The sequence below is a fragment of the Bacteroides sp. genome (assembly GCA_036351255.1).
GTDB lineage: Bacteria > Bacteroidota > Bacteroidia > Bacteroidales > UBA7960 > UBA7960.
Window position 1 is genome coordinate 53,132 of sequence record JAZBOS010000054.1, and the last position, 24,289, is coordinate 77,420.

General features: G+C 45.8%; 22 protein-coding genes. 11 read left to right on the top strand and 11 right to left on the bottom strand.

All coding sequences use genetic code 11. From position 1 onward, the window contains the following. The first annotated feature begins 20 nt into the window (after positions 1–20). The 4 genes from V2I46_05415 to V2I46_05430 all read left to right on the top strand — a co-directional run bounded on the left by V2I46_05415 (position 21) and on the right by V2I46_05430 (position 2,609). A complete protein-coding gene (locus V2I46_05415) occupies positions 21–989 on the top strand; it encodes a transketolase family protein (protein ID MEE4176930.1) in 969 nt (322 codons plus the stop codon). Positions 990–992: 3 nt separating this feature from the next. Then, positions 993–1,538: a sigma-70 family RNA polymerase sigma factor gene (locus V2I46_05420; GenBank protein ID MEE4176931.1), complete on the top strand. Its 546-nt coding sequence runs from the start codon at positions 993–995 to the stop codon at positions 1,536–1,538. A 175-nt stretch (positions 1,539–1,713) separates the two neighbouring features. Beyond that, on the top strand, positions 1,714–2,115 hold the full coding sequence (locus V2I46_05425; protein MEE4176932.1) for a hypothetical protein: 402 nt from the start codon (positions 1,714–1,716) through the stop codon (positions 2,113–2,115). Between the two features lie 5 nt (positions 2,116–2,120). Continuing rightward, a complete protein-coding gene (locus tag V2I46_05430) occupies positions 2,121–2,609 on the top strand; it encodes a hypothetical protein (GenBank protein ID MEE4176933.1) in 489 nt (162 codons plus the stop codon). 97 nt (positions 2,610–2,706) lie between these two features. Here V2I46_05430 and V2I46_05435 read toward each other — a convergent pair whose 3' ends face one another. The 9 genes from V2I46_05435 to V2I46_05475 form a co-directional block, all read right to left on the bottom strand. Next, complete coding sequence (locus V2I46_05435; protein MEE4176934.1) at positions 2,707–3,468, bottom strand: tetratricopeptide repeat protein; 762 nt, start codon at positions 3,466–3,468, stop codon at positions 2,707–2,709. A gap of 3 nt (positions 3,469–3,471) precedes the next feature. Further along, the gene (locus V2I46_05440) at positions 3,472–5,322 is read right to left on the bottom strand and encodes a BatD family protein (GenBank protein MEE4176935.1); all 1,851 of its coding nucleotides are present in this window, start codon (positions 5,320–5,322) and stop codon (positions 3,472–3,474) included. 11 nt (positions 5,323–5,333) lie between these two features. Beyond that, positions 5,334–6,032 carry a tetratricopeptide repeat protein gene (locus V2I46_05445; GenBank protein ID MEE4176936.1) on the bottom strand — a complete coding sequence of 233 codons (699 nt, stop codon included), beginning with the start codon at positions 6,030–6,032 and terminating at the stop codon, positions 5,334–5,336. 23 nt (positions 6,033–6,055) lie between these two features. Next, a complete protein-coding gene (locus V2I46_05450) occupies positions 6,056–7,090 on the bottom strand; it encodes a VWA domain-containing protein (protein ID MEE4176937.1) in 1,035 nt (344 codons plus the stop codon). 19 nt (positions 7,091–7,109) lie between these two features. After that, positions 7,110–8,093, bottom strand: coding sequence for a VWA domain-containing protein (locus V2I46_05455; protein ID MEE4176938.1), 984 nt, complete (start codon positions 8,091–8,093; stop codon positions 7,110–7,112). 62 nt (positions 8,094–8,155) lie between these two features. Continuing rightward, complete coding sequence (locus V2I46_05460; protein MEE4176939.1) at positions 8,156–9,157, bottom strand: hypothetical protein; 1,002 nt, start codon at positions 9,155–9,157, stop codon at positions 8,156–8,158. A 5-nt stretch (positions 9,158–9,162) separates the two neighbouring features. Then, the gene (locus tag V2I46_05465) at positions 9,163–10,038 is read right to left on the bottom strand and encodes a DUF58 domain-containing protein (GenBank protein MEE4176940.1); all 876 of its coding nucleotides are present in this window, start codon (positions 10,036–10,038) and stop codon (positions 9,163–9,165) included. An 11-nt stretch (positions 10,039–10,049) separates the two neighbouring features. Next, the gene (locus V2I46_05470; GenBank protein MEE4176941.1) at positions 10,050–11,033 is read right to left on the bottom strand and encodes an AAA family ATPase; all 984 of its coding nucleotides are present in this window, start codon (positions 11,031–11,033) and stop codon (positions 10,050–10,052) included. Positions 11,034–11,161: 128 nt separating this feature from the next. Beyond that, on the bottom strand, positions 11,162–12,076 hold the full coding sequence (locus V2I46_05475) for a glutaminase (protein ID MEE4176942.1): 915 nt from the start codon (positions 12,074–12,076) through the stop codon (positions 11,162–11,164). A gap of 239 nt (positions 12,077–12,315) precedes the next feature. On the opposite strand from V2I46_05475, the gene V2I46_05480 reads away from it, so the two are divergent. The 6 genes from V2I46_05480 to V2I46_05505 all read left to right on the top strand — a co-directional run bounded on the left by V2I46_05480 (position 12,316) and on the right by V2I46_05505 (position 17,495). Continuing rightward, positions 12,316–13,158, top strand: coding sequence for an ABC transporter ATP-binding protein (locus tag V2I46_05480; GenBank protein ID MEE4176943.1), 843 nt, complete (start codon positions 12,316–12,318; stop codon positions 13,156–13,158). 2 nt (positions 13,159–13,160) lie between these two features. Further along, positions 13,161–13,931: a hypothetical protein gene (locus tag V2I46_05485; protein ID MEE4176944.1), complete on the top strand. Its 771-nt coding sequence runs from the start codon at positions 13,161–13,163 to the stop codon at positions 13,929–13,931. Positions 13,932–13,933: 2 nt separating this feature from the next. Further along, positions 13,934–14,305, top strand: a complete 372-nt coding sequence (locus V2I46_05490) for a GntR family transcriptional regulator (protein MEE4176945.1) — start codon at positions 13,934–13,936, stop codon at positions 14,303–14,305. A 38-nt stretch (positions 14,306–14,343) separates the two neighbouring features. Continuing rightward, positions 14,344–15,087 carry a head GIN domain-containing protein gene (locus V2I46_05495; GenBank protein ID MEE4176946.1) on the top strand — a complete coding sequence of 248 codons (744 nt, stop codon included), beginning with the start codon at positions 14,344–14,346 and terminating at the stop codon, positions 15,085–15,087. 489 nt (positions 15,088–15,576) lie between these two features. Further along, positions 15,577–16,659, top strand: coding sequence for a ketoacyl-ACP synthase III (locus V2I46_05500; protein ID MEE4176947.1), 1,083 nt, complete (start codon positions 15,577–15,579; stop codon positions 16,657–16,659). 113 nt (positions 16,660–16,772) lie between these two features. Beyond that, entirely contained in the window at positions 16,773–17,495 is a 723-nt protein-coding gene (locus V2I46_05505) for an FkbM family methyltransferase (protein ID MEE4176948.1), read from the top strand. A 184-nt stretch (positions 17,496–17,679) separates the two neighbouring features. Here V2I46_05505 and V2I46_05510 read toward each other — a convergent pair whose 3' ends face one another. Next, positions 17,680–18,909, bottom strand: a complete 1,230-nt coding sequence (locus V2I46_05510) for a tetratricopeptide repeat protein (protein MEE4176949.1) — start codon at positions 18,907–18,909, stop codon at positions 17,680–17,682. A 98-nt stretch (positions 18,910–19,007) separates the two neighbouring features. Further along, positions 19,008–21,512 carry a DNA gyrase subunit A gene (gyrA, locus tag V2I46_05515; protein MEE4176950.1) on the bottom strand — a complete coding sequence of 835 codons (2,505 nt, stop codon included), beginning with the start codon at positions 21,510–21,512 and terminating at the stop codon, positions 19,008–19,010. A gap of 210 nt (positions 21,513–21,722) precedes the next feature. Here gyrA and V2I46_05520 point away from each other — a divergent pair, with 210 nt between their 5' ends. Further along, positions 21,723–24,275: an ATP-dependent Clp protease ATP-binding subunit gene (locus V2I46_05520; GenBank protein ID MEE4176951.1), complete on the top strand. Its 2,553-nt coding sequence runs from the start codon at positions 21,723–21,725 to the stop codon at positions 24,273–24,275. The last annotated feature ends 14 nt before the right edge of the window (positions 24,276–24,289 follow it).

A 24,289-nucleotide genomic window follows, 5' to 3' on the forward strand; every position in this document is an offset into this window, starting at 1 on the left:
AAGAAACCAAAAAAGTGCTCATGATGAAGGAATACACTTACGCTGAAAAGAAAGATACGAGATCAGGTTTTGGAGCAGGTTTGCTTGAGGTGGGCCTTCGGAATCCCAACGTGGTTGCCTTGTGTGCTGACTTGACTGGCTCACTGAAGATGAATGATTTTCAAAAGACTTTTCCTGAACGTTTTTTTCAGGTGGGAATTGCAGAAGCCAATATGATGGGGATTGCTGCTGGCCTGACGATTGGGGGCAAGATCCCTTATACCGGTACTTTTGCGAATTTTAGCACGGGCAGGGTATATGATCAGATTCGCCAGAGTATCGCCTATTCAAAAAAGAATGTAAAGATTTGTGCTTCCCATGCAGGCTTGACACTAGGAGAAGATGGCGCAACCCATCAGATTCTTGAGGACATTGGCATGATGAAGATGCTGCCCAATATGACGGTGGTGGTTCCCTGCGATTACAACCAAACGAAGGCAGCCACAATAGCCATTGCCGACCATCAAGGACCTGTTTACCTGCGCTTCGGGAGACCTTCCGTTCCAAATTTTACCGGTGCAGATGAACCCTTTGAGATCGGGAAAGCCATCATACTCAATGAGGGAACTGATATCAGCATCTTTGCATGCGGGCATTTGGTTTGGGAAGCCCTGAAAGCAGGAAAAATGCTTTACCAGAAAGGAATCAGTGCGGAGATAATAAATGTTCACACCATTAAACCATTGGACAAAAAAACCATCTTACATTCAGTTCAAAAGACAGGCTGTGTAGTTACTGCTGAGGAGCACCAGGTAAATGGGGGGTTGGGGGAATCGATAACCCGCCTATTGGCCGAAAATCAACCCACCCCTGTTGAACTGATAGGGGTCAATGATCGTTTTGGAGAAAGCGGCACACCTGCCCAGCTGATGGAAAAATACGGACTGAATGGCGCCAGTATTGTTAAGGCAGCCTATAAAGTATTAGCGATTAAGTCGAAGCATTTTTAAAAAATGACGCATTATTCTGACGAGGAGTTAATCCGGCGTTTCCAGGAATCGGAAAATCCCCGATATGCGTTCGACCTGATCGTCAGAAAATTTCAGGAACAAGTATACTGGCACATCCGGCGGCTCGTGATCAGCCACGAGGATGCCAATGACGTTGCACAGGAGGTTTTTATCAAAGCCTGGAAAGCCCTGCCTGATTTCAGGGGTGATTCAGGCCTTTTTACGTGGTTGTACAGGATCGCAACCAATGAAGCCCTATCTTTCCTTAAAAAGAAAAAAAAGCGTTTTCTATTGCCCCTCACAGATGTTGAACAGCAACTCAGCAATTCATTGGAAACCGATGCCTATTTTGAAGGCAGGGAGATTGAGAAAAAAATTCAACAAGCCATTCTGACCCTACCGGAAAAGCAAAGAGTCGTTTTCAATCTTCGGTATTATGATGAAATGAAATACGAAGAGATGTCGCGGATTTTAGACACCTCGGAAGGAGCCCTGAAGGCCTCGTACCATCACGCCGCAAAAAAAATTGAAAAATTTCTGACTTCGTGATTAAACCATTGATTATTATTGTAATCTAAAAATAGTAATGGACACAAGAATGAACCCAGATAAAGATGAAATAACCCGGGAATTGCATGAGTTGGGATTGCCAGCACTAGCATCCCAAAACCAGGAAACCGGTTTTCGGGTCCCTGATGGTTATTTTGATTCGTTTTCACAATCCTTGAGTAAAAGGATTGGGCAAGATAAGCAAGCATTACCTTTCCGGAGAGCCAAGGTCATCCGGTTACGCGCTGCAATCAGTATGGCTGCATCCTTTTTATTGCTCATCGCTTTAGTTGTTAGTTTTTTGTTGCTCCGCAATGGAAAGGAAGAAGGGTTCTTGGCCGATTCCGAAGACTTTATGTATGACGATTATTTTGCAAGGGCTTCGGAGATGGACCGTACGCTTCTTTACGACCTGATTGAAAATCCGGAATTGGAAGATCCACAGGCATTACCTACTGCCGCAGGTAACAATGAAGATTTTATGCTGGATTATCTTCTGGATGCTGCTCATTACAGCGGAATTGAACCCATTGAATTAATCTCTCAGCAGGATATTGATTACCAACCCAAAAACTAAGCAGGATGAAAAAACAGGCAATGAATAAATTGGTTAATCAGAGGGATTTTCCAATGGTTATTCTTTTTCTCTTTTTCCTGTTCGGAAACCTGAACCTCCTTGCACAGGATTCACGGATGGAGGCTATCAAATCAAGACGTATCGCTTTTCTGACAGAACGAATGGCGCTAACCCCAAGCGAAGCCAAGGATTTTTGGCCTGTATACAATGAATACAACAAAAAAAGGGATGATCTTACGATTGCTCACCGTGAAAAATGGTCAGGGAAAGAGGTTGCTGAAATGAGTCAGGATGAGGCTGCAAGGTTTGCTGAAGACCAGATCATTTACTTCGAAGAATCTTCGACCATTAAAAGAGAGTATCACCAGAGACTTAAAGAAATCCTTCCGATAAAAAAGATTGCCCTGCTTTATGAAGCCGAGCATGATTTTAACAAAATGCTCTTCCAGGAGGCCAGACGCCGGGGAAGAGAAGGTGGAGGAAGCGGACGGTAAAGGGTTATTGCTTCCATTTGATAAACCCCATTGGGGTTTGCTCCCTGATTCCACTGAAAAAGCCTGCCTTGAGAATTTTCAAGTGCAGGCTTTTTGCTTAAATGATTTCTACCGCCGATCTTTTAAGCCAACCCACATTCCCGTTGACCAGCCTTATCTCATACCATTCGCCTAGCTCATTTGTGATGCGGGCTTTACTCCCTTCGTGAATCACAAACAGGTCAGGACTGGTTTCATCAGGGGAACTTTTGGCTGTAACCCTCGGAGTCATTACGATAGCCTCCTGTTTCTGGAATAAATGATAGTACTGCGCCCTGGCAGCACCCATGCATACAAATGTCAGGAGCAAAAACAGGACGGCCAGAGAGAAGGTGGTTTTTTTGATCCCACGAATCCACGAGAAGAAAAAAATACCCAAAAGAACCAGGGAGACCACCAGCAAAAGGATCAACAATACAGCCCAGGTGTTGGGGCTGAACAACGAATAGAAACTTTTCCACCAATTTTCATAGAAAATCAGGGGGACAGGATTGATCTGGTCAACAATGCGTGATCGGGCAATTTCAAGGTTAAACCTGATGTTTTCATCTGAGGGTTTTAGCCTGAGGGCACGCTCATAATTAAGGATGGCCGGGCCAAATTTGTTCTCTTTGAAATAGGCGTTGCCAAGGTTATAGTACAACTCAGGCGCTTCTAGTTTTTGTTTAATTACCGACTCGTAAAGTTCAATGGAATAGGAATATTCACCATTTACATAAGCTTGATTAGCTTGCTCAATCAGTTCATTGGGTTCAATCCCACGAACTGGTATCCCAAAAAAGAAAATGGCAAAGAAAAGGATAATCACCTGCTTGCCCATAACTTAAGATTTTTTGTTTTTCAATTCCTTTTCCAGGGTTACAAGGGTGTCCATTGCCCTTTGATAGATCTCTTCCATGCGCACCTCAGGGGCACCCGGAGCGAAGCGTGCAAATTCGCATTCATTGAGGGCCTCCAGGAACTTTTGAGCCATTTCTTGTGAAACTTCTTTTTGCTTAAAGACCAAGGATACCTCTTCTTTATTCAGTTCAGAAACCGGGATATTAAACTTGTCAGAAAGATATCCCCACAAGGCCCTGAAAATCTCATCATAAAATTCATTGCTTTTTCCTTTTTCAAGAAAGGCACCTGCCTTCTTCAGCCTCTTAGCAGCCATTTTCCGGGCTTTGCGGTTGCGCATCAGAGCTGTATCGCCATGGATGCGAATGTGCCTGCGCCACACGAAGAGGAACAAGCCAAACAAGACGATCGTCCCCAAAAGAAGGGCATAAAATAAATTGCTGCGGAAAAACATGGAACCAATCGGTTTAAGACGAAACACCTTGTTTTGAATAAACCGTATGTCTGAGGTCAGGTAGCTGACTTCTTCCTGATTGACGCCGCCCGGGCCTTCACCCATAGCCTGCGCCGATCCTGAAATTTCAACGGAAAAGGGTTCGCCTGTCCGGGTCACATACCGACCACCGACCGGATCGAAATAGCTGAACTGGATGGCCGGAATTTCAAACGTTCCACCTGTCCGTGGGATTAGCAGGTATTCGAAACTCCTGCTCCCTGAAACCCCGGATGCTGATACGCGGATATTGTCAGTAATATTGGGATCAAAAGCCTCCAAATTAACCGGAAACTGGACATCAGGCTGTTCCAGCATCCTGAGATTGCCATTCCCTGAAATGGAGATGGAAAGGGTGACAGGTTCGTTAACATTCGCCTGAAGAGGCGAAAGCTCGGTCTTCATTTCAAAGGAGCCTACCATGCCAGTAAATGAGGGTGGACGGTTTTGTGCCGGCAGGGTTTTAACATTCACCCTTACCTGATGGGAGCGCAACGGCTTATCCACATTCTGGAAGGAGCCAAATGGAGAACCTCCGAAGAATTCATCCAGCAGGCTTCCAGACATTCTCGGAGCCGATACCCGAACGAGGGTTTGCATATCCAATGGTTCAATGGTCAACTCACCAACTCGCTGCGGAAACAAGACTACCTGCCTGACAATAGCTGCATTGTATCTTACCCCGTCAACAACTTCTTCGGTTACCTGGGGCGGCTGACCTGATCCTGTGACATCTTCCGCCCAGAAACCCTGGTAGGTAGGCAGCTTTTCAATACTGTACTGTGAAACTACCACCCGGGTATATAACTTATAGGTCAAAGTAATGGGTTGTCCCTGATAAGGACTGGAATTGCTTACCAAAGCCCTCAGGAAAATATCTCTGTCACTGACTCCGGATGAGCCTGGGGCCTGTTGCTGACCGGGAACGGGAGCAGGTTGTTTGCTGGCCTGTGGAGCCTGGCCGGATACCAGTATGCTTAAGGCATTCGACTCGTAGCGATCACCGTTTACCGTAATGCTTGCAGGAGATATGGTGAAAGTCCCTTCGCTGGTGGATTCCAGAATGTAGGTATAAGAATGGTTTTCAGAACGAGTCACCTGCCCATTTATAATCTGGGTGGAAGAACTCGAGGACTGATTGGGCCCTGAAAGCACCAAAAAATCTCCAAAATCGGGTCCTTTGAAATCCGACGGACGTTTGCTGGCTGAGTAAACTACCCTGAAACGCTCTCCAAGGCCAACCTGCGAGGGTCCTGAGGCAGTAAAAGTCAACTCGTCGGCCCACAATGGCATCACCATCAAAAGGCATAACGTTCCTATGAGAAAAGCCTTTATCTTCATAAGCTTGCTGTTTACCATTCTCTTTCCTGCCGGACCGTTCCGCGCTGTTTTTGTTCACGCTTCAGGTCTTCCTGAACTTTTTGTTCCTTCTGATTCAGGGCGTCCAGAATTCGCTGGGCATCCTGCGGAGTGATCTGATCAGGCCTGTGCTGCGGCTGCTGCTGTTCATTCTGCTGGTCCTGATTTTGCTCATCTTGCTGCTGGTCCTGATTTTTCTGCTGATCCTGATTCTGTTCCTGATCATTCTGATCCTGGTCTTCCTGATCCTGCTGCGGCTGTTCCTGCAACATTCGCATGGCGTAGGCCAGGTTAAAACGGGTCTCTTCATCTTCAGGGTTTATTCGCAGGGCATTTTTATACGCCTCCACGCTTTCGGCATATTTCTGCGATTGAAGAAAGGCATTCCCCAAGTTATGATAGGCAGAGGCTTTCTCGATCTCACCAGGAGCAAACTGCGACAAACCTTCAAACAGTTCTGCCGCTTCATCAAAACGGCCCTGGCGGTACAAGGCATTCCCCAGGTTAAACATTCCCCTGGTATTTTGAGGGTTCTCTTCCAGCGACTGCCGGTAACGAATCTCTGCTTCATTAAACTTCTCGCCCTGGTAGAGTTTATTCCCCTGACGGATATGCCGCTGGTCGGCCTGCCCGTAAAGGATTCCGTGGGCCACAAAAAGAAATGTTATACTGGTGATTATGATCCTGTACATATATTGCAATCAAAATTTAATACCTAATCAAACAACTTGATCTTTTCCAGCCACTTATTCTTTCTTTCAAAAATAAAGATCTCCAGCACAAGAAAAAGGAGTGCAAGGGCTACAAAATAATGATAACGACTCTGGTAATCTGCAAATACCATGGTTTCAAAAGTATCCTTCTCCACTTTTTTAATCTCATCGAGAATGCTGTTCAAACCCATATCAGACCCAGTGCCGTGCCTAAATACCCCACCGGTCGCATCAGCAATGCCCCTCAGGGTTGCTTCATCATAACGAGAGACTACGGTATTTCCCTGGTTATCTCGCAAAAAACCAGATAATTGATCACCCCGATATAAAGGGATGGGCGCCCCGGCTGGGGTGCCAATCCCAACCGTATGGATTACAACCCCTTGCTCGCTTGCAAGCCTTGCCTGCTCAACCGGATCGTCCAGATGATTTTCTCCATCACTGATGACAATGATCACCTTATTTTCCAATTTCTCACCAGAGAACGAAGCCAGCGATCTTTCAATTGCACTTCCCAGGGCAGTACCCTGGACAGCTACTGAATTAGTATTTACCGTTCGCAATATCATCTTGGCTGCTGAATGGTCAGAAGTAACCGGAACCTGCGTTATGGCGTTCCCGGCAAATACCACAAGCCCTACCCGGTCATTATCCAGCCGGTCAATCAGTCTTGAGACAGCCATTTTGGCCCGCTCCAGCCGGTTGGGCTTTATATCCTCGGCAAGCATACTTCGGCTCACATCCAACGCGATCATCACGTCAATGCCTTCGCGTTTGGCTTCCTGCATCCGGCTTCCAACCATGGGGTCAGCAAGTGCCAGCACCAACATCGATAGCCCGGCCAGCAAAAGGCTAAATCTTATCCATGGCCTCCTCAACGAGCGCCCCGGCATTAAAGATCCCGCCACCACGGAATTTCCAAAGCGTTTTAAGGCTATTTTTCGAATACGCCAGGAAAGCCAGAACAACCCCAGCAGCACTGGAATCAGTGCCAGGAGAAACAAGTATTGCGGGTTTTCAAATCTGAATATTTCCATAATACAAAACTCCGGATAATCAGGGATTTGTTCTTAACCAGGTGTTGCGTAACACTATTTCTAAAAGTAACAAAAACAAAGCCGCGATGACCAGGAGAAAAAATTCATCCGTTTTACGTGTAAACTCTGTCACGTCAATACGGGTCCGCTCCAACTGGTCAATTTCCTGGTAAATTTCCTGTAACTTTTGTTCATTATCAGCCCAGTAATAGGCACCCCCGGTCATTTCGGCAATTTGTGTCAACAGCGCTTCATCCAGGGGAATTTCCACCTGACGGTATTGCACTCCCAGTGGGGTCTGGAAAGGGTAGGGGACGCTCCCCTTACTTCCCACACCAATGGTATAAACCCTATTGCCATATACACTGGCAATTTCTGCCGCAGTAAGAGGGTCTATCACGCCGGCATTGCTAATACCATCGGTAAGTAAAATGATGACTTTACTGATAGCCTCGCTTTCGCGCAAACGGTTAATGGCGTTGGCAAGGCCATCACCAATAGCAGTGCCATCTTCGACCATACCTGTCGTGACCCCTGAAGTAAGCTCCTTTAGCAGGACATGGTCAGTGGTCAAGGGGCAAAGGGTAAAGCTTTCACCACTGAAAACAGACATCCCCAGGCGATCCGTGGGACGCATTTCAATAAACTCAAGAGCGGTTTTCTTGGCCACTTCAAGCCGGTTTGGCCTGAAATCCTCGGCCAGCATTGAACCAGAGATATCAAGAGCAACCATAATGTCAATGCCCTCCACGCTGACATCCTGAGACTGTGAGGAAGACTGCGGCCTTGCAAGGGCAATAATTAACAATGCCAGCACAAGCATTCGTAAAAAAAAAGGCAATTGAAGCAAACGGAGCCTCAAGCTTTTTTTTACACCTACCAGAAATTCTGAATGGGAAAACCTTAGGTCGGCCCCGTGCTCACGGTACTTCCAGATATACCAGACCACCAGCAGCGGGATGAAGCCCAGCAGCATTAAAAAAGGTTTATATGCAAAAGTTATGTCCACTTCTTCAGATTATTCAAACGATAAAAGTGTTCTGTTCTATTTTCCTTTTAATACTTCTATTCCTGTCCCTGGGGTTTGCTTTTCTTTTCTTCAGCGGGAGGCGGGGGAATATTGCGTTTTACAAAATCAATAGCCAGATTCATACTTTCTCCATTTTGTTGCGGATCAGGTGAGAATTTGGCAAACTTTACAAGGTCGGCAAGCTCAAAGATATACGCGAGCGAATCTGTTAAATCTTCCTCTTTAAAATGAGAATGGATGGCTTGAATAATCTCGCCTGAGGTCATCTCCAGAGCAAGAAGTCCAAATCGTTTCTCAATGAACATCCTGATAATATAGGTCAATTCAACATGATAAAGTTTTACTTTACCATTCTGCCATAATTTCTTGTTTTTCAAGCTCTCAAGACTTGATATCGCAGCAATATGGGCGGGTATGTCGGGCTTTTCCCAAATGCTTTCAGCCACCGGGCGGCGCTTCCTTTTCTTCACAAACCACCAGGCAAAACCTGCAATCAATGCAAGTAGGAGCAGAAGTGGTCCGGCCCAACGGAATACATCCATAAAGCTTACAGGAATCTTGAAAATGGGTTTGATATCGTAGGGGGTAGCATCTTCAGCTATTTCAACCGAATACACTTCGAGAAGCAAGGGTTCTGAAAAAACCTCCAGGGTATCTTGCCTATTGATAATCCTAATGGTGATGGGGGCAATGGGATAGAAGCCTTCCTTCCAGGAAGTGATGACAAATTCCTGCCAAACAGAATATTCGCCCCCTTCTCCCTTCAGGGTATCTAGTGGGCTTGCTGAGAGAATCTCTAACTCATTGAAAATGGTATCACTTAAAGCCACCGGAACCACCAAACTACCTTCGGGAGCAAACACTTCAACCCTTAAGACCGCTCGCTCCCCGATCTTTATGGAATCGGGAGTTAAACTGGCCTGAATTTGCTGGGCGTGCAGAGTAAAACTCCCCGTAAAGGTGGCTGAAATAAAAGCCAGGAAAACGAGGATTCGCTTTTTGAAAATCAGATTAAATATTATATTCTTGTTCACCATATAGGTCAGGCCTGGTTACTTCTTTTCCTGAAAAGATTCATCAGCGGTGGCACATAGTCACGATGGGTTGGGATGGTCACCAAATCAACGCCAGCCCTGGTAAAAGTTGTTTTGAGGTATTTCTCCTTATCTCGGTTCCATTGACCCAGTTTTTCCTGAAAAGACTTGCTGGAGGTATCCAGCCAGTAAACCTTCCCGGTCTCTGCATCTTTAAACTTCATAATTCCCAGGGAAGGGATTTCTTTTTCCCGCTCATCGGCAACCCGGACGCAAACCAGGTCGTGCTTTTTGCTTACAATTGACAGGGGATCCTCAAAACCCTGATCGTTAAAGTCAGAGATCAGGAAGGCAATCGACCGTTTCTTAATGACATTGCGAAGATACTTTAGAGCCAATCCGATGTCTGTTCCCTTCTGTTCAGGTTTGAAATCTATCAACTCCCTGATGATGCGCAAAATATGGCTGCTTCCTTTTTTAGGAGGGATGAACTTCTCAATCCGGTCACTGAAAAAGATCACCCCCACCTTATCATTATTATTGATGGCCGAAAATGCCAAAACTCCGGCAATTTCAGTGATCATATCCTCTTTCAGCATGCCCACCGCACCAAATTCGTTTGAACCACTCACATCAATCAGCAGCATTACCGTCAGCTCGCGCTCTTCCTCAAACACCTTGATATAAGGATGGTTGAAACGGGCCGTTACATTCCAGTCAATGCTCCGGATATCATCCCCATACTGGTATTCCCGCACTTCGGTAAAGGCCATACCTCGCCCCTTAAAGGCACTGTGATAGTGCCCCGAAAAGATCTGGTTTGAGAGACCTTTGGTTTTGATCTCTATCTTTCTGACCTTTTTTAAAAGCTCGGTGGTTTCCATTTTACAATCGATTAGGGAACTTCAACCGTATTCAGGATTTCATTAATGATATCCTCAGTAGTGATGTTTTCAGCCTCAGCCTCATAAGTCAGGCCAATGCGATGGCGCAATACATCGGCACAAACCGCCCTTACATCCTCGGGAATCACATAACCCCTGCGCTTAATGAAAGCAAAGGCTTTGGAGGCCAGTGCCAGGTTAATGCTTGCCCTGGGCGATCCGCCATAACTGATTAGCGGTACAAACTTCTCAAGCTTAAATTCAGCGGGGAAGCGAGTAGCAAACACAATGTCCGTGATGTAATTTTCAATCTTCTCATCCAGGTAAACCTCGCGGGCCACATTGCGGGCCTTAACAATGTCAGAAGGCTCCAGCACAGGTTTGGTTTGTGGAAACTCCTCCAGCATATTGCGCCGCATAATCAGCTTCTCTTCCTCGCGGCTGGGATAGCCAATCATCACTTTCAGCATGAAACGATCCACCTGGGCTTCGGGCAAGGGATAGGTGCCTTCCTGTTCCAGGGGGTTTTCTGTGGCCAGCACAAGGAAGGGTTCATCCAGGGCAAAGCTGTGATCGCCAATGGTCACCTGGCGTTCCTGCATGGCTTCCAGCAAAGCACTCTGAACCTTGGCAGGGGCCCTGTTGATCTCATCGGCCAGAATAAAATTGGCAAAAACCGGTCCTTTCCGAACTACAAATTCCTCACGTTTCTGACTGTAAATCATCGTACCGATAAGGTCAGCAGGAAGCAGGTCGGGGGTAAACTGGATGCGGCTGAAACGGGCCTTGATGGTGTTGGCCAGCGATTTTATAGCCAGGGTTTTTGCCAGTCCGGGCACCCCTTCAAGGAGAATATGCCCGTTGGCAAGCAAGCCAATCAGCAGGCGCTCTACCATGTTTTTCTGTCCCACAATAACCTTATCCATTTCCATGGTCAAGATATCAACAAACGCACTTTCCTGTTGAATTCGCTGATTCAGTTCCTTGATGTCCATATATTCATTGGGTTTAAAGAATGTGACGCAAAATTAGATAATGCAAAGCCAAAGCGCCACAAATGGCGCGTTAAAAAATGTTAAGGTCAAAAACAGGAAGTTTTTCCACTAGGGGAAATCCTGAAAGCCTAAAAAACAGACATTTGCGTATAGGATGTGAAGCGCTGCAGCGCCTCAATCCCAGCTATTGAATTCCCGTATTGATTGATCGCCGGCGACCACACACAAAGGCTGAAATGTTTTGGGAAAATTGCAACAATACCCCCTCCAACACCACTTTTTCCCGGGAGCCCGACCCGGTAAGCAAACTCACCCGATTCATTGTATAACCCGGCCATCAGCATCAGGGCATTCATCCGCTTCGACTGGCTAAACGCCAGGATCTCTTCGCCCGAGTGGGGGAGGACCCCTTGGTTGGCAAGATAAAGAAAGGAGCGCGACAGGCTTCGGGTACACATCTCAAGGGCACATTGCTTAAAATAAAAATCCAACACTTCCTCAACCGGATTTACTATATTGCCATAACTGTGCATAAAATGCGCAAGGGCAGCATTGCGGTGGCCGGTTTCTTTTTCCGAGACAGCAACCTGCTCATTATAACCAATAGTTGTGTCATTGCTGATCTTTCTGACAAAATCCAGGTATTGCCGCCAGGGATACTTATAATTGGATAAAATGATATCGGCCACGACAAGGGCGCCCGCATTGATAAAAGGATTGCGTGGAATACCGTGCTCATATTCAATCTGCACCAACGAATTGAAGGCTGTACCCGAAGGTTCCTTGCCAAGCCTATTCCAAACCTTTTCACCAATAGCATGATAAGCAAGGGTAAATGAGAATACTTTGGATATGCTCTGGATGGAAAACGGAACATTAACCTGCCCGGTTCCATATTCCTTTCCTTCAATATCGTGCACACTGATGCCCAGGTTTTCGCGGCTTACACCAGCCAGGGCAGGAATGTAATCGGCAACCTTTCCTTCGGCCGTAAAGGGTTTGACTTCCTGATAAATCCTCTCAATTATTGACTGGTAATCCATCGTGATCATATTTTTTGAATAAACAAAGATAATGCTTGTTTACCCAGCTAATCATTTCTAGCTTCAAGGATACATAATTTTGTTAATTTAAAATTTATCTCTATAAACCTGTTTATCAGATTATTACTCAACCAACGAAAAAATAATTAAAAAAAATTCAAAAAAAATTTGGAGGATATATAAAAATGTGTTTACATTTGTGGTGTATTAGTTAAGTGGTACACTAAAACAATAAAAACATGATAACCATAGAAAACATTGTTTTCGCCTACAACCGGAAAAAGCCCCTGTTCAATGATCTGAGCATCAAACTTGAGCAAGGCAACATTTACGGTTTGCTTGGCAAAAACGGGGCAGGGAAAACCACCTTGCTAAAAATTATTGCCGGACTGGTATTCCCGCAATCGGGCAAATGCCGCCTCAATGGTTTTGAGTCAAAGGATCGTATCCCTCAAGCCCTTGAAGACATCTACATTCTGCCTGAAGAATTTGAATTGCCTTCCATTAAGATTCTTCAGTACATCTCACTCAACGCGCCCTTTTACACGCGTTTTGATCATGAAAAGTTCCGCAACCTCCTGGAGGAATTTCAACTGGATCCTAATAAGAAGCTCAATCAGCTTTCCTACGGGCAGAAAAAGAAATTCCAGCTTGCTTTTGGTCTCAGCACCAATGCCAGGCTGATGCTGATGGACGAGCCCACCAATGGCCTGGACATTCCTTCCAAGAGCCAGTTTCGCAAGGTAATAGCCGCTTCGATGGAGGCCGACCAGATCATCATAATTTCTACCCACCAGGTGCGCGACCTGCAAAGCCTGATTGATCCGGTGATCATTATGGACGACGGAAAAATCATCTTTAACCGTGGCATTGAGCAAATTTCGCATCATCTCCAATTCGAGCCTCAGCATAAAAAGGAAGAAGGCGACCAGATTCTTTACGCTGAGGAAGTTTTCGGAGGCATGTCTGCAGTGCTCAAAAATACCTCAAAACGCGAAACCAGGGTTGATCTGGAACTGCTTTTCAATGCCGTGATCAACCAGACACAAGCCATTAATGATGTTTTTGAAATCCCCTCTTAACCATGGAAAACAAGAATAATACCTTTAGCTTCAACCGGCTATTCCTCCTGGGGAAACGCCAGGTGGTCGGAAATTTCAGCGGACTACTCATTGCCTTCGCGGCAATTGCAGGCTCACTGCTGGTGATTGCCCTCCTGACGGGATATTCCAGTCCCACCAGCCTGCTTAACATTGGACCCTTGTTTTATGTGGTCCTGTTCATCGGTGGCTTTGTGTTTACCAGCAATATTTTTGCCGAACTTCACAGCCCACAGAAAAGCATCCCATTCCTGACCCTTCCGGTTTCAAAACTGGAACGCCTGGTCAATGCCTGGCTGCTAACTGCAATTCTGTTCCCCATTCTCGCTTTCATCGCTTTTTCCCTGGTCCTGTTGCTTGCTTACCTGATTCTGGGTATTCCCATCCCTGCAGGGGCATTCGCCATGCTGTGGTCAGCAAAAGCCCTGAAAATTGTCATCCTGTATTTCATTACCCAGTCCATCTTCCTGTTTGGAGCCGTGTATTTCCGTAAGCATAATTTCCTGAAAACACTCCTGAGTTTATTTGTCATTCAAAATGTGATCGGGTTATTTGCTGCACTCGTCGGATATCTCTTGTTCGGGACTTTCCAATTCGATGGAAATGAATTTGTTAGCAATTCAAGCTTCACCCCTGGGATGGAAAGGTTTTTTACGGTAACCATTGTCGAAATCGCAAAATTTGCATTTTACTATCTTACCGTTCCGTTTTTCCTCATTTTAACCTGGTTTGGTATTAAAGAAAGGCAGGTATAATTATGGAATTCAACGAAAATCAAGCAATATATCTGCAGATCGCGGACTACTTCTGCGAAAACATCCTGCAGCGGAAATGGCAGCAGGGGGAGAAAATCCCCTCAATCAGGGAAATTGCCGTCCAGGTGGAAGTCAATCCCAACACAGCCATGCGTACCTTCAACTATCTCCAGGACAAGGGGATCATCTTCAACAAGCGGGGCATTGGATACTTCGTGGCCGATGATGGCTTTGACAAGACCCTTGAACTCAAAAAAGAACAATTCGTCCAGGAGGATCTCCCCCAAGTGTTCAGAACCCTTGAAATGCTCCGAATGGATTTCAAGAACCTTGAAAAACTGTACGAATCATACAGGCAACAAAATCAAAACTAATCTTGCTGTAATTCTGAAAACAGAAAAAAACAACGGAAATGAAGACAACTAACAAAATAATGCTCGCAGCTTTGATCTTGCTCCTGTTGCTGCTCACAAGCCTGATGATTTATGTCAGGGTTAACCTCAAAATGGGCCCTTTGACCGAAGGCAGTATGAATGTGGTAACCGAAACCCGCCAGATTGCCAGTTTTAAGGCCATAGAAGCCAGGGGTGGACTAACCGTGGAGTTGCGCCAGGATGAAGAGATTGGTCTGACCATAGAAGCCGATGACAACCTCCTGGAACTGGTAGTCACCGAAGTTGATGAGGAAGTCCTGAAGATTCACCTAAAGGAAAGAGTTGGCAAACACAAAGCCATTGATGTCAAGGTAAGCTTTGTCACACTGGAAGCCCTCCGTGCCTCTGCCGGAGCCAGGGTCACTTCGGTCAACACCCTGGTGGGGCTGGCCCTTGAACACGTGCTTAGTTCGGGCGCCTTCAGTGATTTAAACCTCGAGTTTGAAACCTTAAACCTCGAAGCCACAGCAGGTGCCCACGCCAAACTGGCCGGCAAAGTCACCGAATTCTTCATCAAAAGTAATGCCGGCTCAGAGGTGGACGCCAAAGACCTCCAGGCTGAGAACGCAACCATCAATACTTCTTCAGGCGCCGTCAATCACATTTTTGTGAACAACGAAATGTCGATTGATGCCAGCTCAGGCGCAATGGTGAGTTATGGCGGTCAACCTGTCAATAAATCTATAGAAACAAGCTCAGGCGCTGAAGTGAAAAGCCTCTAAGTTTTAAACCCAACCCTCTTTCTCCTTTTCAGGCCGTCGCAGCCATCTATTTGCGACGGCCTTTTTGTTTTTTCCAGGCTTTTTAGGTTTTTTGGGGTAAATTCCGGATTCCTGTCTGAGTTATAAATACGAAAGCCCTAAGTTATTTATTATCAATATCCTATACAGACTTTACCCATTTTATACTTCAGTCATTTTATGGGTTAATACGGAGTTAATACGGAGTTTATACGGTTTAAACCGTATAAACTCCGTATTAACTCCGAGCATGGTATGAGAAAATCAAGGCTGAAAATAGGGTAGAGGACAGGAAAATTTGCTGAATAAATTTTTTATTATTTTTGTATAGTATTCTATATCAATAAATTAAATTACTTCCCAAGGTAGGGGAGGGCCATTTTGTTTAAAACAATGATTTAATTTCCCGATTAGGTTTAAAGGTTTTATTACCTTTACCGGTTCAAAAATTTCGCTGTAAAAAAAAACAGAATGAATCCGAATCGATATACCATCATAAAAGGTACCGGCAGTTATATCCCCGAAAGGGTCATAAAAAACGAAGCATTTCTTCAGCATAAATTTTACGAAAAAAATGGCGTTCCGCTTGAAAAGCCGAACGAAGAGATCATTGAAAAGTTTAAGGAAATAACAGAGATTGAGGAGCGCAGGTATGCGCGCGATGACCAGAATACGGATGATTTGGCTTATTTGTCTGCTGTGGAGGCCATCGAAGATGCCGGCATAGATCCTGAGGAGCTTGATTACATTATCGTGGCTCACAATTTTGGGAATGTTCATCCGGGCAATCCCACCCCCGAAACCCTGCCTACGATTGCTGCCCGTGTAAAGCACAAGCTTGGGATAAAAAATCCTGACACCGTGGCTTACGACCTGCCTTTTGGCTGCCCTGGATGGATTCAGGGTGTCATCCAGGCCGACTATTTTATCAAATCGGGCGATGCCCGCCTGGCCCTGGTGATTGGTGCAGAAACGCTTTCCCGGATCTCCGATCCCCATGATATCGACTCCATGATCTATTCGGATGGGGCAGGTGCGGCAGTTCTGGAAGGAATTACCAGCGAGGTTCCCGTCGGTATCCTGGCTCATAAAACCCGCAGCGACACCCTGGAACACTACAAGCTTTTGTGGATGGAAAAATCAAACAATCCTGAATATCCAACAAATGATCTTTTTCTTAAAATGCTGGGACGGAAAGTTTACGAGTATGCCATTACCACTGTGCCTTTGGTGGTAAAGGAATCTATGGAAAAAGCAGGCGTGAGCATTGACGATATCAAAAAGATCCTGATCCACCAGGCGAATGGAAAAATGGACCACGTAATCGTTCAAAAAACCCTGCGTTTGTTCAGATCAAAAGAAACCTCCGAAAACATCATGCCTATGATCATTGCCCGGATGGGTAACAATTCGGTGGCTACCGTACCTGTTTTGCTCGACCTGATCATGAAAAGGAAACTGGAGGATCATAATCTGAATAAAGGTGACCATTATGTGATGGCCTCGGTAGGTGCCGGCATGAACATCAACGCTTTAGTTTACCGCTTGGGTTAAAGAGAACAATTTCTTCCTGAAATTTCTTTTAAAAAAGGATTGGAATAGGTAAGTTTGCACTCGCTCTACTGCTCGTCATGCGGGTTGTCATAATAGTATAGCGGGGGAAAGGAATGGAGTTCAAAACACTGATAAAAAAGGGCTTATCGCAATTGCATATTGACCTGACACGCAATATGCATTACGACCGGCTGACGTGGCAGATCATGGACCGGACCATAAAACCCGGTTCGAACTGTATTGATATTGGTTGCCACAAGGGCGAAGTTCTTGATCGAATGGTTAAGTTATCTCCAAACGGAACCCATTTTGCATTTGAACCCATACCCCTGTATTTTCATAAACTCCGCAGCCGGTTTAACGGCAATGTGAGTATTTATCCCTATGCCTTATCAGGAAGCAATGGAGAGGCCGAATTCCAGTTTGTGAAAAATGCACCAGCCTACAGTGGCTTAAAAATGCGGAAATACGACATTAAAAACCCTGATATAGAGGCTATTAGAGTCGTAAAAAAGCGTCTTGACGATGTAATTCCTGAAACACTCGTAATACATTTCATTAAGTTAGATGTTGAAGGAGGGGAGTATGACGTGCTTCAAGGGGCTCGCCGAATCCTGGAAAAACAAAAACCGGTGGTGGTTTTCGAAAGCGGGCTTGGAGCAAGCGAATTTTATGGAACCAAACCCGAAGAATTATTTACTTATCTTGTCACCGAGCTAGGATTTAAAATTTCCCTGCTGAAAGATTTTATCCTGAAAAAACCTGCACTGGAAAAAGAAAAATTTCTTACCGTTTACCGAACAGCCGAGGAATATTACTTTGTAGCCCATCCATAAGGCATTGCTTTATTAGGCTGATTACCTGAACCTTCTATGATTTTCAATAAAACGACAAACTATTTTTATTTACAGTGGTTAGTCTTATAATTAATATTATGTTAAATAGCTTTTTTGGTAATAAAAATGGGGACCAATTGATTGGTCCCCTATTTTATGATTCTATCCCGAAGGGATCAAGTGCTTATTCTTCTTCGGGCATACCAAAATGCTTATGGTACAGATCCTGCATTTCCTCAAGTTTTTCAGGCTGATTTGTCCGGGCATACAATTGCAGCAGAGAAACCACCACCACTTCAAGGTTCGGATCATCCTCATCAATCATGCTCATTGCTTTTTCGAGAAAAGGCTGTGCGGTAAGCCACTGCTCCTGGAACCGTTTTTCTTCCTGCTCATATTCCCTGAAAGCAGCTGAAGTTGGATTCTCCCTAAGCTTGATGTCAGCTTCTTCAAAAATCCGGATACCCTCGTTAAAGTATAGTACCCCAAGGTTATAAATGGCATCAAAATAATCCTCATCGATTTCTATTGCTCTTTTGTATGATTTTTCAGCCTCTTTAAAGGCAAACATACGATCATCCCTAGAATAGGTTGTATCCTGGGCCATTTTATCATAGTTGGCAGCAAAAGCAAAGTGCAGGTTTGGATTGTCGGGATCTTTTTCCAAAGCGAGGTTAAGAATTTCCCTTGCTTCTTCAATCTGGCCGGTAAAAATATAAATATTTGCCTCTGAGAAAATCAGGTTCAGTTCATCGGGATAAAGTTCGCGACCCTTCTTAATATATTCCGTGGCGGCAATGGTGTCGCCCTGTGCCATTTTGACGGAAGACATAGAGGAATACATATAGGGCTGGTCATACTCCATTTCAATAAGCTGGTCATACATCTCCTCAGCCTTATCAAACTGGCTGGACATTTCAGCTGCCAGTGCGGCGTTGTAAAGCGTGGTTGTATCGATTGTGCCAAAGGATTCAGAGAGCTGGTATGACCGCAGGAAGCCCTTGCTGGCGGTATTGTAATCGGCCTCATTAAAGGCTTCCACAGCATTGTTAAAGGTGAGCTCCGACATGACGAGCAGCGTCTGCTGAAGTTCAATGATGTTACTATTGTCCACATCCTTTTCCCTTGCAACCTGCAGGGCTTCGTAGGCAATTTCCAACGGGTTCTCGGCCAGGGTTTTAATTTCCGGATCCTGACTCAGGAAGATCTCCATATATACCTTGGCTTTCGTCAGGTGAGTCGCTGCGTCATTGACAGCGGAGGGGTCTTGCAATGCCTCATCGATCATTTCCTTGGCATTCGCAATGTTCCCCCGATTCAACTGGGTGTTCGCACGACGCACATCCCGGGTTTGAGCCTGCGCAAAAGTGGCGGTTAACATGCAAAATATTACAAGAAAGATTGTCCGTTTCATTGGGGTCATTTTTTTGGTTTTTGTTGAACTATTAATTTATTTACAAATGTAACATTATTTTAAATTAAACAATGTTCGTAAAAATTTTGTCAGGGCGCCTATTCCTGCCCTTCTGCGGGGCTTTCACCAATCTCCTCAACCTCATCTTCACCGGCTCCATTGAGGATGGATTCCTGCACTTTGGTTACGGCTGCAATTTCATCCTCATTTTTCAGGGAGATCAGCCTCACCCCTTGTGTAGCGCGCCCCATGTCGCGCAAAGAACTGACTGAAAGTCGAATCGTCAGGCCCGATTTGTTGATGATCATTAAATCGTCGTTCTCGGTAACATTCACCATGGATATCATTGGCCCGGTTTTATCAGTGATGTTCAGTGACTTAACGCCTTTGCCTCCACGGTTGGTGATCCGGTATTCTCCGACTGGCGATCGCTTCCCGTAGCCTTTTTCTGACACGACTAGGATGCTACTCTCCATATCTTCTACACAAACCATGCCAATTACTTCATCTTTGGCACCGGAAAGCGTAATTCCCTTGACACCAGAGGCATTCCGGCCCATGGGCCTCACATGGCTTTCATTGAAACGAATCGCTTTCCCGCTTTTCAGCCCGATCAGCACTTCATTCTTGCCATTGGTCAGGTTTGCACCGATCAGCTCATCCCCTTCCCGGATATTGATGGCAATGATACCGTTGGCACGGGGACGACTGTATGCCTCTACACTCGTCTTTTTTATGATTCCTTTTTTGGTGCAAAGAATTATATTATTATTCTTAATGTATTCCTCATCGGTCAAGTCCTTGATATTGACAATGGCCTTGATCTTATCATCAACAGGTATGTTGATCAGGTTCTGAATGGCCCTCCCCTTGCTTGATTTGGCTCCTTCGGGGATTTCAAAGACCCGCATCCAGAAACACTTGCCTTGCTCGGTAAAAAACAAGAGATAGTTGTGATTGGTAGCGGTAAAGAGTTGCTCGACAAAGTCCTCGTTTCGGGTTGCAGAACCTTTACTTCCGCGACCTCCCCTGCTTTGGGTGCGATATTCAGTCAGCGGGGTCCGCTTGATATAGCCCATGCGCGAAATGGTGATAACCACCCCTTCGTCGGCAATGGTGTCTTCGATACGGAAATCGTTGGCAGTATATTCAATCTCTGACCTGGCTTTATCACCATACTTTTCTTTAACTTCCAGGAGTTCTTCCTTGATGATTTCCATTCTCAGCGAAACATCATCCAGCACAGATTTGAGATATTCAATTTTTTTGAGGAGTTCATCATATTCTTCCTTGATCTTGTTGCGCTCCAGACCGGTAAGCCGCTGCAGACGCATATCGAGGATGGCTTTGGCCTGGATTTCGCTCAGGTTGAATTTCTCCATTAAACCAGTCCTGGCTTCATCGGGGGTTTGGGAAGCCCGGATCAGGCTAATGACTTCATCAAGATGATCCAGGGCAATCAACAGACCTTCGAGGATATGGGCGCGTTTTTCTGCTTCACGCAATTCATAGGCAGTCCGCCTGGTCACCACTTCGTGACGGTGATTGACATAATGAACAATGATGTCCTTCAGGTTCAGCATCTCGGGACGACCATGAACCAGGGCAATGTTGTTAACGTTAAAGGCTGTCTGGAGGGCGGTATGTTGGTACAGAAGGTTGAGCACCACATTGGGTATGGCATCCTTGCGCAATTCATACACAATACGCAGCCCCTGCCTGTCGGATTCATCGCGGATGTCTGTAATGCCTTCAATCTTTTTATCATTGACCAGGTCGGCCGTCTTCCTGATCATTTCGGCCTTGTTGACCTGGTATGGGATGGAGGTGACGATGATGGCTTCCCTGCCGTTTTCATTGGCTTCAAAAGTAGCTTCACCACGGACAACGATGCGCCCGCGACCGGTCATATAGGCTTCCCTCACGCCTTCATAACCGTAGATCAGCCCACCGGTAGGAAAATCGGGGCCCTTAATGAATTTCATCAATTCTTCGATGGTAATTTCATTGTTGTCAATGTAGGCAATAGTTCCATCCACCACTTCACTAAGGTTGTGAGGGGGCATATTGGTAGCCATCCCCACCGCGATACCCGAGGAGCCGTTCACCAATAAGTTGGGAATCCTGGCAGGCAACACCACGGGTTCCTTAAGGGTATCATCAAAGTTATTCTGAAAATCGACGGTTTCCTTATCGAGGTCCGACAGCATCTCTTCTGCAATTTTTCTCAAACGGGCTTCGGTGTATCGCATGGCGGCAGGACTGTCGCCATCGATGCTGCCAAAGTTTCCCTGGCCATCGACCAATGGATAACGCAAGGACCATTCCTGGGCCATCCTTACCATGGTATCGTAAACGGAGGAATCGCCGTGGGGGTGATACTTTCCCAGCACCTCCCCTACAATCCTTGCAGATTTCTTGTAGGGACGGTTGCTCAGGTTACCCAATTCGTGCATTCCAAACAAAACCCGGCGATGAACGGGCTTCATCCCATCACGCACATCGGGCAGAGCCCTGGAAACAATGACAGACATGGCATAATCGATGTATGCCGTCTTCATTTGTTCCTCAATATCAACTTTGATAATCTTTTCTCCAGACATATTGATTATTAGTAATTTATAAAACTTTTTCCGGAATAAACTGAAGCTACGAAATTACGATTTTTAAAGCACTTTTCCGCCCGAAATTTTCTCTAAAATCAGCAACTTTCTAACAATTACGGTTAATAATTGTTAATAATTGCGGAAGGTTATCTGCTATTTGTTTAATATTGTATTTAATTTTGATTTGCTATTTATAAACTGATCTGAATGGAAGCGAAATTTTCACCAAGAGTAAAGGATGTAATCACCTTCAGTCGTGAAGAAGCCTTGCGCAACGGCAACGACTACATTGGGATTGAACATCTTCTTCTCGGTATTATCCGGGAAGGTGAAGGCTTGGCTGTAAAGATATTATCCCACCTTGGCATCGACCTGTTGAAACTGAAAGCCATCATTGAGAATACCATCAAAGGCAGCTCTCCCAAAGGACGCAGCATTGATAATATTCCACTGATTAAGCAGGCCGAGCGGGTTTTAAAGATTACTTATCTTGAGGCCAAACTTTTTAACAGCGAAATGATCGGGACTGAGCATCTTCTGCTTAGCATTCTGAAAGACACTGACAACCTGGCCACTAAAACCCTGAACCAGCAAGGCGTTGATTATGATCTGGTCAAGGAAGAGATCCAGAACTGGCAAGGAGGCAACCCTGAAGGAGATACGAGGCATGATATCCGCGGAGACCTTTCGGCCGGCAGTGATGAGGATGAAGGCAACGAAGGGACCTTTGGAAGTTCTTTTAAAAAGACCAGCGATAAATCGAAAACACCGGTGCTTGACAACTTTGGTCGTGACCTTACCCGTGCCGCCGAAGAAAATCGCCTGGATCCGGTAGTGGGAAGGGAAAGGGAGCTGGAGCGAATTGCACAGATCCTTTCGCGACGCAAAAAAAACAATCCCATCCTTATCGGGGAACCAGGCGTTGGGAAATCGGCCATTGCCGAAGGCCTTGCCCTCCGTATCGTTCAGCGTAAAGTATCCAGGGCCCTGTTCAACAAAAGGTTGGTAACCCTCGACATTGCCTCGCTGGTGGCCGGAACCAAATACAGGGGGCAGTTTGAGGAGCGCATGAAAGCCCTCCTCAACGAGCTGGAAAAAAACCCGGATGTAATCCTGTTTATTGACGAGTTACACACCATTGTGGGAGCCGGTGGCGCTTCAGGCTCACTGGATGCCAGCAATATGTTCAAACCAGCCCTTGCAAGAGGCGAATTGCAATGTATCGGAGCCACCACCCTCGATGAATATCGCCAGCACATTGAAAAAGATGGTGCACTTGAACGCCGTTTTCAGAAGATTTTGATCGATCCCACTTCAGCTGAGGAAACCATTGAAATCCTCAACAACATCAAACAGAAATACGAGGACCATCACCTGGTCACCTATTCTGATGAAGCCATCAAAGCTTGCGTTCATTTGACTGACCGTTATGTCAGCGACCGCTGCCTGCCTGACAAGGCCATTGATGCCCTCGATGAAGCAGGTTCGCGCGTTCATATCACCAACATAAAAGTTCCCGAGAACATCATTGAGATCGAGGCCAGGATAGATGAGGTGCGCAACGAGAAGACCCGGGCCATAAAAAGCCAGAAATATGAGATGGCCGCCAAATTGCGCGACCAGGAAAGGGAGCTTGGGGATAAACTGGAACAGGAAAAACGGCGCTGGGAGGAAGAATCGCAGCTCCACCGTGAGATTGTTTCCGAACAAAATGTTTCAGAGGTTGTGGCCATGATGACCGGGGTGCCGGTGCAACGAATCGCCCTTAACGAAAGCGAGCGACTCATCAGTATGGAGAAAGACCTCGCCAAAACCGTGATCGGACAGGATGATGCCATCGAAAAGGTGGTGCGTAGCATCCGACGAAACCGGGCAGGCCTGAAGGATCCCAGCAAGCCCATTGGCTCCTTTATTTTCCTCGGACCTACGGGTGTGGGAAAAACCCACCTTGCCAAAGTGCTTTCCAGGCATTTATTTGACTCTGACGATGCCCTGGTGCGCATTGACATGAGCGAATACATGGAGAAATTTGCCGTCAGCCGGCTTATCGGCGCACCTCCCGGATATGTGGGTTACGAAGAAGGCGGACAGTTAACCGAAAAGATCCGCAGGAAGCCTTATTCTGTAGTTTTATTGGATGAAATCGAAAAAGCGCACCCGGATGTTTTCCACCTGCTGCTGCAAGTGCTTGACGACGGCTTGCTTACCGATAGCCTGGGACGGAAAATCGACTTTAAGAATACCATCATCATTATGACCTCCAATATTGGCTCACGCCAGTTAAAGGATTTTGGTATGGGTGTTGGATTCAGTACCTCAGCCAAACAGGCAGCTTCCAGTGATTACGCCCAGAGTGTCATTGAGAACGCCCTGAAAAAAGCCTTTGCCCCTGAATTTCTCAACCGGGTGGATGATGTGGTCATTTTTGACTCGCTCAAAAAAGAGCACATATTCAAGATCATTGACATTGAGTTGAGCAAACTTTACAAGCGTATCGAAGATTTGGGGTACAAGGTTGAACTTTCACTTGAAGCCAAAGAATTTATTGCGGATAAAGGTTGGGATGCTGCCTTTGGTGCCCGCCCGCTTAAACGGGCTATCCAGAAATACCTGGAAGATCCCCTTGCTGAAGAGATCATCAAGGCCCGCGTCAAGGAAGGTCAGGTAATTTTCATTGACTTCGACAAGGAAGCCCAGGAAATTCACATTGAGCCCCGTAAGTCCGAAACCAAAAAGGATAAACCTGCCGCAAAGGAATAATAACAGGGCTCACC

Excerpts from the sequence above, each read along its gene's own strand:
- V2I46_05440 (MEE4176935.1), bottom strand. The coding sequence starts at position 5,322 with ATGAAGATAAAGGCTTTTCTCATAGGAACGTTATGCCTTTTGATGGTG.
- V2I46_05505 (MEE4176948.1), top strand. The coding sequence starts at position 16,773 with ATGGAGTTCAAAACACTGATAAAAAAGGGCTTATCGCAATTGCATATT.
- V2I46_05500 (MEE4176947.1), top strand. The coding sequence starts at position 15,577 with ATGAATCCGAATCGATATACCATCATAAAAGGTACCGGCAGTTATATC.
- V2I46_05520 (MEE4176951.1), top strand. The coding sequence starts at position 21,723 with ATGGAAGCGAAATTTTCACCAAGAGTAAAGGATGTAATCACCTTCAGT.
- V2I46_05485 (MEE4176944.1), top strand. The coding sequence starts at position 13,161 with ATGGAAAACAAGAATAATACCTTTAGCTTCAACCGGCTATTCCTCCTG.
- V2I46_05475 (MEE4176942.1), bottom strand. The coding sequence starts at position 12,076 with ATGGATTACCAGTCAATAATTGAGAGGATTTATCAGGAAGTCAAACCC.
- V2I46_05480 (MEE4176943.1), top strand. The coding sequence starts at position 12,316 with ATGATAACCATAGAAAACATTGTTTTCGCCTACAACCGGAAAAAGCCC.
- V2I46_05490 (MEE4176945.1), top strand. The coding sequence starts at position 13,934 with ATGGAATTCAACGAAAATCAAGCAATATATCTGCAGATCGCGGACTAC.
- V2I46_05460 (MEE4176939.1), bottom strand. The coding sequence starts at position 9,157 with ATGGTGAACAAGAATATAATATTTAATCTGATTTTCAAAAAGCGAATC.
- V2I46_05465 (MEE4176940.1), bottom strand. The coding sequence starts at position 10,038 with ATGGAAACCACCGAGCTTTTAAAAAAGGTCAGAAAGATAGAGATCAAA.
- V2I46_05445 (MEE4176936.1), bottom strand. The coding sequence starts at position 6,032 with ATGTACAGGATCATAATCACCAGTATAACATTTCTTTTTGTGGCCCAC.
- gyrA (MEE4176950.1), bottom strand. The coding sequence starts at position 21,512 with ATGTCTGGAGAAAAGATTATCAAAGTTGATATTGAGGAACAAATGAAG.
- V2I46_05430 (MEE4176933.1), top strand. The coding sequence starts at position 2,121 with ATGAAAAAACAGGCAATGAATAAATTGGTTAATCAGAGGGATTTTCCA.
- V2I46_05415 (MEE4176930.1), top strand. The coding sequence starts at position 21 with ATGATGAAGGAATACACTTACGCTGAAAAGAAAGATACGAGATCAGGT.
- V2I46_05510 (MEE4176949.1), bottom strand. The coding sequence starts at position 18,909 with ATGAAACGGACAATCTTTCTTGTAATATTTTGCATGTTAACCGCCACT.
- V2I46_05450 (MEE4176937.1), bottom strand. The coding sequence starts at position 7,090 with ATGGAAATATTCAGATTTGAAAACCCGCAATACTTGTTTCTCCTGGCA.
- V2I46_05495 (MEE4176946.1), top strand. The coding sequence starts at position 14,344 with ATGAAGACAACTAACAAAATAATGCTCGCAGCTTTGATCTTGCTCCTG.
- V2I46_05435 (MEE4176934.1), bottom strand. The coding sequence starts at position 3,468 with ATGGGCAAGCAGGTGATTATCCTTTTCTTTGCCATTTTCTTTTTTGGG.
- V2I46_05420 (MEE4176931.1), top strand. The coding sequence starts at position 993 with ATGACGCATTATTCTGACGAGGAGTTAATCCGGCGTTTCCAGGAATCG.
- V2I46_05470 (MEE4176941.1), bottom strand. The coding sequence starts at position 11,033 with ATGGACATCAAGGAACTGAATCAGCGAATTCAACAGGAAAGTGCGTTT.